A 16,091-nucleotide genomic window follows, 5' to 3' on the forward strand; every position below is an offset into this window, starting at 1 on the left:
ACGATCATTAAGTTCGTCGTTGACTCTTTTAACAATAAATATTCACATATTGTAAGTAATCTTTTATCAGCAGTTCAAATTCAAGTATTCAATTCTCCTCTTATTCTCTTTAACTATTCATTAATACCTTTTTTCGATATTCCTTAGGAGATTCATTCGTACATTTTTTAAATACTCGGCTAAAATAATTTGGATCATTATAGCCCACTTGGTAACAAATTTCTTTTAAATTTAATTCTCTTTTTTCCATTAATTGTTTTGCTTTATTAATTCTCAAATTCATTAAATAATCACTGAAAGTTTCACCTGTTTGCTTTTTAAATAGTTTACTAAAGTAAACAGGATTCAATTTTAAATAGTTAGCCACTTGCTCAAGTGAGAGATCCTCAATGAAGTGATGAGCGATATATTCCCTGGCCAATATCATCAGATGATTGGTTTTGATTTCCTTTTCTCGATCGATTTTTGTAATTAAATGAATGATTTGTTTCTCCACAATCATCTTCAATTGACTGATATCGTTAATGTCTGGAATCTGAAATTTCTCAACTTCAATCGATGAGCTACGGAGTGATTGGAAAATTTGATTAAATAGTGAATTTAATTCCCTTCTAGCTTGCTTAACATTATAATTAACAAGTCTTTCATATAAAATATTAAATTGGTTTATAACGTCTTCTAAATCAGCTTTTCTAAAAGCGTCAATTAAAACTTGTTTTTCCTCATCCGGTATACTTAAAGATAGATTTACTGAATGCAGATTAACACGTGTTAAGTCATCACACTCTAAACTTGCTTGGTATGCCTCCTTAAAGGACTGTCGTAACCCTTCAACTCCTTGCTTTAAAGACCCAATACCAATCACTGTTTGATAACCAGTTTGATTTTCTATATATTCAATCGTTTTTAAAGCATCTTGATAGTGTACAAGCGATTGAAGATCTGCTTCTCGATTTGGCTTTACTGGAATAAATATCGCTAATTGGCCATCTACAACAGGGCTAATTAAACAATTCCTCGAAGATTTCATAAAATGCCTAACACATTCATAAATTCTCCTTTGCTCCTTATCATTTTGACTAATTTCTGTAGGCAATTTTATGACGTTCGCATAACCTAACTCGATTTCAAAACCAAGAATACTAGATAATTGAGACACATTAAGCTCTTGAACAGTATTAAACATTAACATTAACGTATATTCATTTTCAGTGAGAGGACGTATAATCGATAAATTTTCAATAGCCTCTAACTCTTGTAATCTTTTCTTATGGTCATCTTCTATTTCATCGATCATCTTTTGAAGTAAAGAGATGATATGATCTCGTTTAGCAGGCTTTAAAATATAATCTTTAACACCTAATGAAATAGCTTCTTGTGCATATGTAAAGTAATCATATGCAGTGACAATGAATATTTTTGTATCAGGTAATTTTTGTTTTATAACTGAAACTGCTTCAAGCCCTTGAATACCAGGCATTTTTATATCCATAAAGATAATATGAGGCTGGTATTCAATTGACTTCTCAATCGCAACTCGTCCATTTTCAGCCTGTTCAAATTGAAATTGATTAGGCATTGAACGGTTAATCATCAATTCAAGTCCCTCACGCTCTAATGGTTCATCATCTACAATTAATAAGCGGTACATAGTTTCCTCCTTCAATTTTCAAATTTTGATGAGACAGGAAGTTTTAAAAAAATGGTTGTCCCTTTATTTATTTCACTTTTGATATCAACAGTATTTTCTTCTCCATAAAAGAGGCGCCAGCGTTTAAACACATTTGTTGTACCTAACCCTGTTGAGCTTTTTTGAGAGATGATTGGCATAGACGACGTTAAAAGAGCCTCTCTAGTCTCTTCATTCATACCAGCACCATTATCATAAATTTCGATGTTAATATATTTTTCATGATTCTTAATTGTAATCCCTATTACTGCTCCTTGCTCCATCCCCTCGATACCGTGTATAAATGCGTTTTCAAGAAGTGGTTGTAATGTTAAACAAGGAACTTTATTTCCTAAACAGGACTCATCTATATTTAATTCAAAGCGTACACGATCTCTAAACCTCGCCTTTTGGATCGAAAAGTATTCCTCAGCATTCTTAACTTCTTCCAAAAGAGTTACAGGCTCGTCTAATTTTCGTAAATTATAACGAAGTAAATTCGAAGTCGATACCGTTAGATCACTCGTTTGCTCAGCCCCTTCAATATAAGCTAACTTAGAAATAACGTTTAATGTATTGAATAGGAAATGCGGGTTTATCTGACTTTGTAAAGCTTTTAACTCAAGTTCCTTCACAAGGCGATCCTTCTCTACTATTTCAATATTTTTTATCATTAAATTGCTTAAATTCTTAGACATTTCATTGAGGATTTTACCAAGAATACCGATTTCATTATTTCGATACAATGTAGGGGGGGCTACATTGAAATTACCTTTACCAATTTGTTTAGCCATATAAACTAATCGATTAATTGGAATGACAATACTTCTAGACAACCATATTGCAAAAACAATACTAATGATAGTCGTTATAACGAACAACTGGACACCTAATTGATTCATAGACTGAGTATTCGCAATAATTTTTCCAAAAATAGGCTGATAATTACTTAGTTCTAAATCAACTAAGTTTTGACTATCTTCTCTAATAAACCCTGATATTTTCTCTATATCCCGATATTGATCTGTATAACTTGAAAAATTTTGAGAGACTAAATTATCCGTAATGGATGATTCTAACTCTAGAAAAGAATCAATCATATGGGTGAAATTTTCTAACACAAGCTGATTATTTTTAGTAGCATTATGTGTTAATAATTCTTTTTTTAACTTCTGTAAATTGCTTTTATGCTGCAAAATTGATCGATAGTTTTTTGGCTGTGGATTAATAATATAACTACTAACTAAACTTAAGTTTTCCTGAGTTTCAGATGAGATTTGTTTATATAAAAATATTTTATTAATCATTAAATTATAACTCTCTTGAACTTTCTTACTATTTTCAAAAACAAAAAACGAAACTAGATTTAATAAAATAACTAGAATAGGGATAAAAATAAATAACTTTGTCCTAATTTTCAACGTTTCTCCTCCTGATCAACGTTTCTTTCGTCACCACCTCGGTTGGTGTAAAATTTTCTTTATTAATAACTTTTCCATGTAACCAGTCGATTAATAATCCTACAGATTGAAAGCCCATTTCATATGGCTTCTGAATAACGGTTGCTTTAATCGCATCATCTTGAACTGCTTGAAGTGTACCTTCAATATTATCAAATCCAAATATCTCAACTTGATTTAACTTTAAATTTTTTGATGCATTCAAAATACCAATTGCGTCTAAAGCACTCGTACCAACCATAACTGAAATGTCTTTATTATTACGAAGCATACTTTCAGTTTGAAGCTTCGCTTGAATAATCGATATATTAGAGGACTCAATATCCTTAACTATTAATTTCGGATGCTTTTTAACAATACTTAAAAATCCGTTTAGTCTCGCCTGCTGACTTTCTGATTTTTCACTCCCTATAATAACGCCAATTTTTCCAACACCATTCGTTTCCTCTACAACAACTTTTCCTAACTGCTCTCCTGCGCTAAAATTATTTGTTCCAACATAAGCAATACGCTTACTTTTTGGTGCATCTGTATCAATTGTAATAACAGGGATATGTTGTGTAACCGCTTTATTTATTACGGGCGAAAAAGTATTCTCATCCAGACTTTGTACGATAATACCATCCACCTGAGAGGCAATTGCCTTTTCTAATAACTTAATTTGTTCTTCTGGACTTGTCCGTAAAGGACCGATGTATTCAACATTCACTCCATATTTTTCTGCAGCAACATCTGCTCCTTCTTGTACTTTCCTCCAATAAGGATTATCATACTCCTGCGAAATAAGGACAAAATGGAGTTTTTTCTTCGATTCTATTTCCCGATCCTGTAATTTTTGAACTGAATTTTCAATATTTCTAGCATTTATTTCAAAATGAATAAGTACATAAACAAACAATAAAAAAAGTACGGTTAAAATAATCGACCATTTTTTCTCTTCCATAACGTCCCCCAGTCCTATATTAAAATAGTACATTTTGATTATACAGTTTACAAGACTATTAAACTTTACAATTTTTTCCCTTTTATGTTAAATACTAATTTTCCCAATTGTTTTATAAATAAGTTTGACGTTGTACTATACTTTATTTGTTAGTCAAACATCTCTCATAAAATTTTAAATCGTTATATTGAAATTTTTTCAATAAAAATGATCTCCTTTCTATAAATAGGAGATCATCATTTTCATAAATTTTATTGTATCTATGTATGTTATTCCTCTTACAAACCCAAGAATTTTAACCAATCTCAATAACCATTGGTTGACTCAAAAAAGTGCACAAAATATCTGTGCACTTTTACAATATCGTTTCTATAATTTTTTTCTTTCACTTAATTTGTTCAGAATTCAAAATGTTAGATCACATTTTCTAACTTAAACTGTCATTTTTGTTTCCTCAAACTCGTAGGTCGGATGAAATTCCCCTTCAGACTTTGATACTACAACAGTAGCAACACCGTTTCCAATAAGATTAGTAACTGCGCGTGCTTCCGACATGAAACGGTCAACACCAAGAATGAGTGCCATTCCCTCTACTGGGATGGATGGAAATACAGCTAATGTTGCGGCTAATGTCACAAATCCGGAACCAGTAACTCCCGCAGCGCCTTTAGAAGTCAGCATTAAGACTCCTAGTAACGTAATCTGCTGCAACATGCTTAAATCAGCGCCATAAGCTTGTGCTATAAACAATGCTGCCATTGAGAGATAGATAGATGTTCCATCAAGATTAAAAGAATAACCTGTTGGAATAACTAGTCCTACTACTGATTTTGAACATCCATATTTCTCAAGCTTTTCCATCATTTTCGGCAACGCTGCCTCAGATGATGAAGTTCCAACAACAAGAAGGATTTCTTCTTTTATATAAGCAATAAATTTAAAGATATTAAAACCGAACATTTTAGCAATTCCGCCAAGAACTAGAACAATGAATAACGCCATTGTTAAGTAAACAGATCCCATTAGTTTTCCAAGATATAACAGAGAGCCGATACCGAATTCTCCAATTGTATATGCCATCGCACCGAATGCGGCAAATGGAGAAACTTTCATGATAATATTTACAATTCCGAAGAACACTTCAGTCAATTTTTCAAAAAGCTCTATAACCGGTTTGCCTTTCTTGCCTAAATGGGCAAGAGAAATGCCAAACATTATTGCTAGTAGAAGCACTGGTAGAAGCTGACCATTTGCAAATGCTCCAATAAAGCTATCAGGTATAATTGAGGCGATAAAGTCCATAAAACCATGGCTTGTTTCCGCAGCTGCCTTTGTATATTGCGTAATATCTCCTTTTCCTGAAGTTGCATCAATCCCTTTACCCGGCTTTAATATATTTGCAACAATAATACCAATCACTAAAGAGATTGTCGAAACGATTTCAAAATAAAGTAAGGCCTTCCCACCAATTTTGCCAACTTTCTTTATATCCCCCATACCCGCAATTCCAATCACAATGGTTAAGAAAATAATCGGTGCAATCACAACTTTTACTAGTTTTATAAAAATATCAGCAATAACCTTTAACTGTGAACCGAAATCTGGATATACGAACCCTACCAAAACACCTAGAAAAATACCAAGAATAACTTGAGTTGTAAGACTTTTAAAATTAATCCTCATTGCCCTTATCCTCCTATCACTTTTTGAAAACGATTACATTTTTTGAATTATTTACATGTTACAATTTTGTGAACATTATAAATAGTTAAATTAACTTTTTAAATTGTTTTGTAATTAAAGTAAGTAACAAAATCAAGATGTTTCGTTCAATTGGCCTATATTTTATAGTAAATTGGAAAAGTATGAATAAAATCATGCTAACTTTTAATAATTACTAGTAATTTTACGGAGGTAAATGTGCGCGATCAGCGATTTAGATTTAAATTAAGTACAATTATCATTTTTTTTGTTTGTTTAGTTGTTCTACTCTCTTTAATGATTACTGATTTATTAATAAGTAACAATGTCAGTAATAAACTTATAAAAAATCAAGAAGAAAAGGCCATAATTGTAGCCAGAACTGTTGCTAAATCTCAACTTGTAATTGATGAAATAAGTGACAAACAGCCCACTACTGCAATTCAAGATTATACAAAGGACATTCAAACCGCCACAAATGTATTATTTATTGTTGTAATGGATATGAACGGAATACGTAAATCCCATCCAAACCCAGAAAAAATTGGCAAACATTTTGTTGGTGGTGATGAAAAAGCAGCACTAAAGGGTAAAGAATATATATCGATCTCACATGGTACATTAGGTGAATCAGTTCGTGCTTTTACCCCTATATACAATGGAAGAAATGAACAAATCGGCGTAGTAGCAGTCGGAATATCACTTAAGAGTGTAGAGTCCGTACTTGGCAAAAGTCATTGGAACATTCTGATCGTTACAATTCTTGGTTTAATAATAGGCATTATTGGTGCCATTTTACTTGCAAGGTTTATTAAAAGGATATTGCTGGGACTCGAACCCTTTGCCATTGCAAAGATTCTTGAGGAGAGGAGTACAATGCTCCAATCCGTTCATGAGGGAATTATCGCAGTCGATAATCAATCGATCATTACTTTGGTAAATAAATCGGCATTACAAATCTTTCAAAAGGCTGGACTTTCTCAAAAACCTGTTGGCATGAAAATAGATGAGTATATGCCATCAACAAGATTAGATTATGTTTTAGAAACAGGTAAACCTGAATTAGATGAAGAACAAAACATAAACGGTATCTCCATCCTCGTTAACCGAGTTCCACTTCTAGTAAATGGTGAAGTCGTAGGGGCGATTTCCACTTTCCGAGATAAGACCGAAGTAAATCAGTTGGCCGAACAATTAACAGGGGTAAAAATGTATGCCGAATCCCTTCGCGCCCAGTCCCATGAATTTATGAATCGACTTCACGTCATTCTTGGGATGGTCCAAATGAAATCTTATGATGAATTATCAGATTTTATCCGGACTTTAGTGAACTATCAAAATCAAGAATTTGGAAATATTACTCAAACCATTAAAGACCCTGCTCTGGCTGGATTTATTATGGGAAAATTAAGTTATGCTAGGGAAGAAAATGTAGAGCTATCTTTTGAATGTAATAATGTCATACCAGAGCCAAAAGATCCTCAGTTCACTCAAGAATTAATAACCATTCTTGGGAATTTGATTGATAACTCGATAGAAGCAATGTCTGATACTGATGAAAAAACATTGGAAGTAAATTTTAATTACACTGAGAAATTTTTAACAATCGAAGTTTTAGATTCAGGACCTGGCATGTCTGATGAATTACAAAAGAAAGTATTTGAAAAAGGTTTTTCCACAAAAGGAGAAAATCGTGGCTATGGCCTTTATTTGGTTGCAAATAGCATCCAAAACCTAAACGGGGGATTAATTATCGACTCAAAATTACAGTTAGGGACTGAATTCCATATACAAATTCCATATGAAGAAAAGAGGTATGATCATGATTAATGTCTTAATTGTAGAAGATGATCCGATGGTTGCTGAATTCAACAAACGTTATCTTAAAGAGATTAAAGGTTTCAGTTTATTAGGAATTACTCATTCCGTGAAAGATGCCATTGAGTTCCTTAAAAATGAACAGGTAGACCTTATTTTGCTAGATGTTTATATGCCTGGATCGACTGGACTTGAATTACTTAGCTTTATTAGAGAACAAAACATGGCAGTAGATGTCATTCTAATAACTGCAGCTGCAGATAAAGAAAAAATCCGTACAGCTATAAGATATGGTGCAATAGATTATTTAATTAAACCGTTTGAGTTTGAAAGATTTAATCAGGCCTTGATGAAATATAAAGATAAATATAATTTTTTTGCAACTAAAAATTTGTTTAGTCAGGAAGATCTAGATGAACAGTTCTTTAGTATCGATCAAAAAACTATTGGAGACGCAATGAGTAATTTGCCTAAAGGCTTAACTAGTAGTACTTTACAGGTAGTCATAAATGTGATCAAGTCAAAAGGAAACAGTCAGTTTACAACAGATGATATCTCTGAAACTACCCTTATATCACGAGTGTCGATACGAAAATATTTGAAGTTTCTAACCAGTCTTGGTGCTCTTGAAGAGTCATTAACATATGGAATTGGAAGACCAGTCTATTTGTACACGCTAAAATTAGATAAACTAAAACATGTGAATATATTACTTTAAAAAGCCTTGCCACTTTTTTAATTTTAAAACGTTGATTAATTACATAACCTATTTATCTTCTAAATTATTTTTTAGGGTAAAGTTGATAATAACTGAAAGTGATTACCAACTGGGGCATTGAAGTTCGACTATTTTAAATCAATGGCAAAAGATCCAATCGTCTTTCCACTGGCTAACCCTATCCCTGAAATCTATCCAGAAGATGCGATTGCAGCAGGTGCAGCAGTAGTAGGTACATGGAGATCTGATTATCCTAATCAGGTAAATAATTTACTAGCATTTCCCGGTATTTTCCGAGGTGCAATTGATGCAAGAACAAGTAATATTACAACCGAAATGAAACTGACTGCTGCCTATACAATTGCTAGAATCGTTACGGAAAAAGAATTAAATTCCAACTACGTCATTCCAAATGCACAAGACGAACGTGCTGCCAAAGAAAAGAATTATTTCTACAAATTAAATTAGTAAAAAATAATAAGGCACTGACTTTTAGTCAATGCCTTTTTCAATACTAGTTTAGTTTTTTTTTTCTCTCTTCCCTCTCTTTTTTTAGGATGGAGACGGAAATCTCGCAGCTTCAAAATGAGTACTAACTTCACCATCAACATTGGCATCAATCGTACCAGCTAGGCTACTTTGGGCAAAAGCCTCAACTTTATCCATAGCACTTAGTTTCAGGATTGTTGAAACATTTACAGTATTTCCAAAAAGGATCGGACCAAAAAAATCATTATCTATAGCGATTGCAGGTTTTCCATTCACCCGAATTTCAATCCGTGCTCTATAATTGACATTGTTGTTAACTGGAAAAAAAGTAATTGTTGCAGATACCAAGTAGACTCCATTATTTTTGGGCCTAAATGTTGAAGTAAACTGATTATATTCATTTGCTAAATCAAATTGTTTTTGTTGGTAGTTTACTTTTACAAAAGTATTTTCAGGTACAGTTTGAGTTGTATTGCTTATAGCTCTAAAAGCCGATGCTATATTAATATTCTCTTCATTTGAATCATCTGGTTTTTTCATTTTTGGAGGCACACTTTTCACTTCACTCTCTAATAAACTCCTATCATTATATTGAGACGAGTTTTTAAGTGATTGTATGCTTGTCCCTTAGCGAGTACTTATGGCAACTTAAATGTTATTCTCTGATAGGCTCAGTTAAATTAACTTTCTGATCTAGTCATTAAAAAAAAGGCTTTACTCATTAGAGTAAAGCACCTATTAATGGAAGAACATGTATAGCATTAGTTTAGTCGCTGCATGAGCTGCCTTAAGTAAACCATTTTCAACATCTATTTCAATCATTACTACTATCTCATTTACAAGTTTTTGTTAAGGCGTTTTTTCCATAAATACGTCATGGTAATAAAGATATAAATGCAAAGTGTAATAATCGTAACGATGATTGGTGTCGTGAATATGATTCCGATTAGAATCAACATTAACGCGATGATTACAGCCCAAGTCGTATATGGGAACCATTTAACCAAATAGGCACTTGTTTTTCCAGATGACTGTTTACGAGATTTTAAATGGGCAAAGGCAATAATCAACCAGATGAATAATACAGTATATCCAAGCGAACCCATCAGGAAATCAAATGTTTTACTACCAGCAAATAAGGAAATCAGTACTCCACCAAATAAAGTGGATGTACACATTAAAATTGCGTATACAGGAACTTTCCTCTTAGATAATCTTGAAAAGATTTTTGGGATGCGACCGTCCGCAGCTTGCGTATACAGAACGCGGGATGAACCATACAATCCAGAGTTCATCGATGAAATAATCGCTATTAGAACAACGGCGTTCATAATATGGTCAGCACCAGGAATTCCAATCATTTTAAAGACCATCACAAATGGACTTTCAGGAACCCCGTTTACTTTGTTCCAAGGAATTAAACTAACGATAATGAAAAATGGAATGATATAAAAAGAAATGATTCTGACCAATGTACTTCGAACGGCTTTTGGAACTACTTTTTCGGGATTTTTTGTTTCTGCTAATGTAACTCCGATAATTTCAGTACCACCATATGAATAAATTACCACCAGCATAGCCGAGATTAAACCAGTTGATCCATTCGGAAAGAAACCACCATGTTCTGTTAAGTTAGAGAAACCTACTGCTTTGTGATCTCCAAAATTCACTAGCAATAACACGAATCCAGCTAAGATGAATACAATGATGACCGTAATTTTAATTAAAGCAAGCCAATATTCAGTTTCAGCAAAAACCTTTACTGATAGTAAGTTGATTGTTGTAACTAACACTGAAACAACTAATGCCAGTATCCAGATTGGATAGTCAGGCACCCAATATTGAATGAAAATGGCAGCTACGATTGATTCGGCCGTGATGTTCAATACCCACATTTTCCAATAGATCCAATCAAGGAAATAAGCAGGATATTTTCCTAAAATAGATTGGACAAGATCCCTGAATGTTCTTGCATCGCTATTTCTAACGGCCATTTCAGCTAAACCTTGTAGGATGAATAATAAGATGATGCCTCCTAGCAAGTAGGCAATTAAAATGGATGGTCCAGCCATATCAATTGCTGAACTACTTCCCTTAAATAAACCTGCCCCAATAGCTCCGCCTAATGCCATCATCGTAATATGTCTTGACGTCATTGTCCTTTGTAAATTCCGTTTTTCCGTTTTCATATCCTAACCTCCCAAAAAAATCAAAAAAGGCATATCATCTCATTCTTCATAATCAAATGAAGAAAGAGACGACATGCCTTAGCTTACCGCGGTACCACTCTTATTGGCTCTTTACGAACCCGACTTTAAAAACCTTGTAACGAAGGTTAATCGTTAAAACAAGAGAAAAGATTAAATCTAATCATTCGTTTTACCACTCCCAGGCAAGTTCAAAGTATCATTGGACTGCGTTGCACCAACCCGCAGCTCTCTTAGCCTAATAATTAACTTTTACTACTCCTGATCTTTGCGTTTCGATAAATATTTCTGAATATTTTTTATAATAACTAATACTATACGGACGTGATGCATACTTGTCAACAGTTTTTTCAGGATAATTTTTTTCAAAAAACAAATTATAAGCTTATTGATTCAATAGCAAAATAGATCTTAAAGTCCTTTTAATTGAAGTATCCTCTGTCAATTTCGTTAGCTCTAAAAAACTAAATAAATCCACTTAAAAATACCACAAAAACTAAACGAAATGGAGCATGCCAAGAATGAATGAAATGATTGAAAATCTGAAAAGTATGCATAATGAAATAAGTGTAAAGCTTAGCAATGCTTTCAATTTCTCAGAAACCAATGATAAGCATCACCAAAATTCACATCACGATTATGCAAAATTATCTAAAGTAGCTAAAGAACAGTTAGAACAAAATAAAGAACATCAAATAGCTCAAACAATTTTAAAACATTTAGATACATTACTTCGTGAGGTTGATATAATAAAAAACACTTAACTTTTAATCACTACTTAAGAATAATATTTTCAATCAAAATAGCACTCCCAACATGTATAAAGCTCTCTAATACAAAAAATCTCTACGGAATTTTCCATAGAGATTTTTTAAAATCCTTATTTGATTATCTTTTTGCCCCTGTGAAGCGTCTATTTAAAAATTTAGCAAACAATCTGGCAAATAAATTAAATAATAGGATCATTACGATTAAGACTGCCGCAGATTTTGTAGCGATACTTTGCGCATCTGGAACAATACCTTCTGAATTTAATTTCCAAATATGAACTGTTAATGTTTCTGCTGGTCTAAAAATATTAAATGGATTCATTGGTGTATTTAATGGAGCAGCATTATTTAGAATCGGCGTTGTAAGTCCAGCAGTATAAATTAATGCCGCTGCTTCTCCAAAAATTCTGCCAGCTGCTAAAATAATTCCCGTAATTAATTGTGGAATTGCAGTTGGGATACTAATTTTAGTAATTGTTTGCCATTTTGTAGCTCCTAATCCAAGACTACCTTCTTTACTAGTTTTAGGAACATTTAATAACGCTGTTTCACTTATCCTCGTTAAACTTGGAAGATTTAAAATTGAAATCGCAAGTGCACCACCAATTAAAGTGTAACCCCATCCAGTCATCGTTACAAAAACTAATAAACCGAATAAGCCAACTACGATTGAAGGCAATGATGCTAACGTTTCAATACATAATCTTAAGAAATTCAAAAAACGACCTGGTTTTGCGTATTCTGCCATATATATCCCTGCTCCTACTCCAATCGGAACTGAAATAATTAATGTTAATACTAAGATATAAAATGAATTAAAAAGTTGTGGTCCAATCCCACCGCCTGCTTGAATATTACTAGGTTTTCCAAACAGGAAATCAAAGTCCCAGAATCCCCAACCTTTAAAAATAATTTCACTTAATAAAAATAATAATAATATTACAACTAAACCAGCTATTGAACAAAGTATTCCCGTCCATATTTTATCCATTTTTCTTGCAATCATGATTCATATCCTCCTTTTCTTCCGATTAATCGAATGACTAGAATAAATAGGAAGGATATTAAAAGTAAGATCATTGCTAAAGTCCATAGCGTGTTATTCCAAGCTGTACCATTTAATGTATTTGCCATATCCATTGTTAAAATCCCTGTTAAAGTTGCTGTTGGGTCAAAAATACCATTAGGGAACTTAACTGTATTTCCGATTACCATTTGTACCGCTAATGCTTCACCAAAAGCACGAGCAAGACCTAAGACAATCGCAGTTAAAATGTTTGTTTTTGCAGCTGGAACAATTGCCATCTTAATTGCTTGCCATCTAGTTGAACCTAGTCCATATGATGCTTCTAAAAATGTTCTTGGAACAGCTCGCACAGCATCAGATGCTATACTTGCAATTGTAGGTAAAATCATGATACTAAGCACTATAATCCCTGCAATTAAGCTAAAACCTACGCCACCTACTGTATTTCTAATAAGAGGAACTAATACGGTTACGCCAAGAAATCCATAAACTACTGAAGGAATACCGACTAGAATTTCTAATACTGGAATTAATACTTTTTCACCAAACTTAGGTGAAATAAAATTCATGAAAATTGCTAATGCAATCGCAATTGGTGCAGCGATAATTACAGCACCAACAGATACTAGAATTGAGCCAACAATAAAGATTAAAGCACCATATGTTGGATTTGAAGCATTATTTGGGCTCCAGTGTTTTGAAAACAAAATATCACTTAAACTTATATCATTAACTGTAAATGATTGGATTCCTTTACTAACAATAAATCCTATTATTGCTATTGTAATACCGATCATTAAGAAACCACATAAAGTTACAAGAGTTCTTCCAAGGTATTCAATTAGAAAAAAGTTTCTTTTTTTGAAATTCATGATAAACCCCTATCATCCATTAATAAATTAGTTTGAGAGTTGGTATAAAACCAACTCCCATTTTTTATATTATTCTAAACCTGTCATTTTTGAAGCTGGGATATAACCCATTTCTACTAACTTGTTAGCAAACTCATCGCCACTAATAAATTCAATATATTCTTTTACAGGAGATTTCGCATCGCCTTTTGTAATCATGTACTCGTAAGAATAGAATGGGTAATCACCTGCAACGATATTGTCTGTAGTAGACTCTTTTCCATCAATTTTCACAGTTTTTAAAGCATCTTTCTTATCGCCGATTAAATATGAGTTAGCAAGGTATGAAATTGCACCTGGAGTAGAGTTTACAGCTTGTTCAACTGCACCGTTTGAGTCTTGAACAGTCCCTACGCTATCATTAATCTTAACGTCTTTCATAATTTTCTTTTCAAATGCTGCGCGAGTACCAGATGATGCTGGACGATTGATTACATTAATTTTCTCGTCTTTACCGCCAACCTCTTTCCAGTTCGTTACTTTCCCAGCGAAAATATCTTCAATTTGTTGAAGTGTAAGTGAATCTACACCAACATCTTTATTTGTTACCATTGAGTAACCAACACCAGCAACTTTAGCTTCTACTAATGAACTTGCTAAAGATTTATCTTCTAATTTTTCAGCAGCTGGTACATCTGAGTTACCAATTTGAATTGCTCCAGTAGAAACTTGGTTTACACCAGTACCACTACCGCCACCTTGAACTGTAATTGATACTTGTGGGTACTTCGCCATGAATTCAGTAGCCGCTTCGTCAGCTAATGGTTGTAATGCTGTTGATCCTGCAGCACCAATTGTTCCTGTTAATTCTACTTTTTTATCATCAGTATTAGTCTTACCAGTTGATTTATCATCTTTATTAGAACATCCTGCTAACATACCTGTAATAGCCATTGCTGCAAATGTTAATTTTAATCCACGTTTCATTTTAATCCCCCTAAAATGTTTGTTTTTATTTTTAATTTTGTTTTATTTCGTTTGTTATCTCTTACATTCTCTACTTTAAAGTTTTTAAGTTAAGCAAGTTTTAATCAATCGTAAAGAAATTGTAAATCTTTTTAAGAGGTAGTATGTTTAGTTGATTTATGGGAAGTGTAAGTAACGATAAATTACTAATTACTTATTAAAATTTTATAAATACAATAAGAAAATCTACTTAAAAGTGGCTTAACTTTAAAGTAGTTTTAGGTACTGATCTATAGTAGGGAATATTAAAAACACATAGTGCACTTATAAAGTTGCTAAAGTTCTTTCATAAAGACGTATACTTCATTGACATAGTAAAAGAAATAGAAAAAGCTGACTCAAAAAGTCATAGACCCTTTGAGTCAGCTTTAATTGCAGTATTATTGTAAACCTGACATTTTTGAAGCTGGGATATAACCCATCTCTACTAACTTGTTAGCAAACTCATCGCCACTAATGAATTCAATATATTCTTTAACTGGAGATTTTGCATCACCTTTTGTAATCATATACTCATATGAATAGAATGGGTATGCACCAGAAGTAATGTTATCAGTTGAAGATTCTTTCCCATCAATTTTAACTGTCTTTAATGCATCTTTTTTATCGCCGATTAAATATGAGTTAGCAAGGTATGAAATTGCACCTGGAGTAGAGTTTACAGCTTGTTCAACTGCACCGTTTGAGTCTTGAACAGTCCCTACGCTATCATTAATCTTAACGTCTTTCATAATTTTCTTTTCAAATGCTGCGCGAGTACCTGATGATGCTGGACGATTAATTACATTAATTTTCTCGTCTTTACCGCCAACCTCTTTCCAGTTCGTTACTTTCCCAGCGAAAATATCTTCAATTTGTTGAAGTGTAAGTGAATCTACACCAACATCTTTATTTGTTACCATTGAATAACCAACACCAGCAACTTTAGCTTCTACTAATGAACTTGCTAAAGATTTATCTTCTAATTTTTCAGCAGCTGGTACATCTGAGTTACCAATTTGAATTGCTCCAGTAGATACTTGATTTACACCAGTACCACTACCGCCACCTTGAACTGTAATAGAAACTTGTGGGTATTTCGCCATAAACTCAGTTGCTGCTTCATCAGCTAGTGGTTGTAATGCTGTTGATCCTGCAGCACCAATTGTTCCTGTTAATTCTACTTTTTTATCATCTGTACTAGTCTTGCCAGTTGTTTTTTCATCTTTATTAGAACATCCCGCTAACATACCTGTAATAGCCATTGCTGCAAATGTTAATTTTAATCCACGTTTCATTATTGATTGTCCTCCTAAGGAAAGTTATTATTTTCTACATCTCTAACTATAAAAAAGAATAATTAACCTAGTTTTAAACGATTGTAAATAATTCGTAAAGTTGGGATAAGAGGAGAAATTAAAGATAAAAATAAG

Annotated in this window: 13 protein-coding genes, 1 pseudogene and 1 other annotated feature; of the genes and pseudogenes, 4 read left to right on the top strand and 10 right to left on the bottom strand. The window is 33.1% G+C overall.

Annotated elements, in window-relative coordinates; genetic code table 11:
• Positions 1-109: 109 nt before the first annotated feature.
• The 4 genes from RAH41_RS10790 to RAH41_RS10805 form a co-directional block, all read right to left on the bottom strand.
• Positions 110-1,651: a response regulator gene (locus RAH41_RS10790; RefSeq protein WP_331222481.1), complete on the bottom strand. Its 1,542-nt coding sequence runs from the start codon at positions 1,649-1,651 to the stop codon at positions 110-112.
• Positions 1,652-1,662: 11 nt separating this feature from the next.
• Complete coding sequence (locus RAH41_RS10795) at positions 1,663-3,090, bottom strand: sensor histidine kinase (protein ID WP_331222482.1); 1,428 nt, start codon at positions 3,088-3,090, stop codon at positions 1,663-1,665.
• Positions 3,080-4,072 carry a sugar-binding protein gene (locus tag RAH41_RS10800; RefSeq protein WP_331222483.1) on the bottom strand — a complete coding sequence of 331 codons (993 nt, stop codon included), beginning with the start codon at positions 4,070-4,072 and terminating at the stop codon, positions 3,080-3,082. The genes RAH41_RS10795 and RAH41_RS10800 overlap by 11 nt, the downstream gene beginning before the upstream one ends.
• 432 nt (positions 4,073-4,504) lie before the next feature.
• A complete protein-coding gene (locus RAH41_RS10805; RefSeq protein ID WP_331222484.1) occupies positions 4,505-5,755 on the bottom strand; it encodes a dicarboxylate/amino acid:cation symporter in 1,251 nt (416 codons plus the stop codon).
• Positions 5,756-5,992: 237 nt separating this feature from the next.
• Here RAH41_RS10805 and dcuS point away from each other — a divergent pair, with 237 nt between their 5' ends.
• The 3 genes and pseudogenes from dcuS to RAH41_RS10820 form a co-directional block, all read left to right on the top strand.
• Complete coding sequence (gene dcuS / locus RAH41_RS10810) at positions 5,993-7,603, top strand: DcuS/MalK family sensor histidine kinase (protein ID WP_331222486.1); 1,611 nt, start codon at positions 5,993-5,995, stop codon at positions 7,601-7,603.
• Positions 7,596-8,309, top strand: a complete 714-nt coding sequence (locus RAH41_RS10815) for a response regulator (protein WP_331222488.1) — start codon at positions 7,596-7,598, stop codon at positions 8,307-8,309. Before dcuS ends, RAH41_RS10815 begins: the two co-directional genes overlap by 8 nt.
• A 147-nt stretch (positions 8,310-8,456) precedes the next feature.
• Positions 8,457-8,777: pseudogene (locus tag RAH41_RS10820) on the top strand (malic enzyme-like NAD(P)-binding protein); the annotation flags it as partial.
• 84 nt (positions 8,778-8,861) lie between these two features.
• On the opposite strand, the gene RAH41_RS10825 reads toward RAH41_RS10820, so the two are convergent.
• Positions 8,862-9,359 carry an ABC transporter permease gene (locus RAH41_RS10825; RefSeq protein ID WP_331222490.1) on the bottom strand — a complete coding sequence of 166 codons (498 nt, stop codon included), beginning with the start codon at positions 9,357-9,359 and terminating at the stop codon, positions 8,862-8,864.
• A gap of 275 nt (positions 9,360-9,634) precedes the next feature.
• Complete coding sequence (locus tag RAH41_RS10830) at positions 9,635-10,987, bottom strand: amino acid permease (protein WP_331222492.1); 1,353 nt, start codon at positions 10,985-10,987, stop codon at positions 9,635-9,637.
• Between the two features lie 61 nt (positions 10,988-11,048).
• Positions 11,049-11,283 (bottom strand) — a binding site (T-box leader).
• A 243-nt stretch (positions 11,284-11,526) separates the two neighbouring features.
• Between RAH41_RS10830 and RAH41_RS10835 the strand changes: the two genes are divergently transcribed.
• A complete protein-coding gene (locus tag RAH41_RS10835; protein WP_331222494.1) occupies positions 11,527-11,769 on the top strand; it encodes a hypothetical protein in 243 nt (80 codons plus the stop codon).
• A 124-nt stretch (positions 11,770-11,893) separates the two neighbouring features.
• On the opposite strand, the gene pstA is transcribed toward RAH41_RS10835, so the two are convergent.
• The 4 genes from pstA to RAH41_RS10855 form a co-directional block, all read right to left on the bottom strand.
• On the bottom strand, positions 11,894-12,781 hold the full coding sequence (pstA, locus tag RAH41_RS10840) for a phosphate ABC transporter permease PstA (protein WP_331222496.1): 888 nt from the start codon (positions 12,779-12,781) through the stop codon (positions 11,894-11,896).
• A complete protein-coding gene (gene pstC / locus RAH41_RS10845) occupies positions 12,778-13,674 on the bottom strand; it encodes a phosphate ABC transporter permease subunit PstC (RefSeq protein ID WP_331222498.1) in 897 nt (298 codons plus the stop codon). The genes pstA and pstC overlap by 4 nt, the downstream gene beginning before the upstream one ends.
• 69 nt (positions 13,675-13,743) lie before the next feature.
• The gene (locus RAH41_RS10850; protein WP_331222694.1) at positions 13,744-14,646 is read right to left on the bottom strand and encodes a phosphate ABC transporter substrate-binding protein PstS family protein; all 903 of its coding nucleotides are present in this window, start codon (positions 14,644-14,646) and stop codon (positions 13,744-13,746) included.
• Between the two features lie 413 nt (positions 14,647-15,059).
• Positions 15,060-15,956 carry a phosphate ABC transporter substrate-binding protein PstS family protein gene (locus RAH41_RS10855; RefSeq protein ID WP_331222500.1) on the bottom strand — a complete coding sequence of 299 codons (897 nt, stop codon included), beginning with the start codon at positions 15,954-15,956 and terminating at the stop codon, positions 15,060-15,062.
• Between the last annotated feature and the right edge of the window lie 135 nt (positions 15,957-16,091).

The sequence above is a fragment of the Gottfriedia acidiceleris genome (genome assembly GCF_036421055.1).
GTDB lineage: Bacteria > Bacillota > Bacilli > Bacillales > Bacillaceae_G > Gottfriedia > Gottfriedia acidiceleris_C.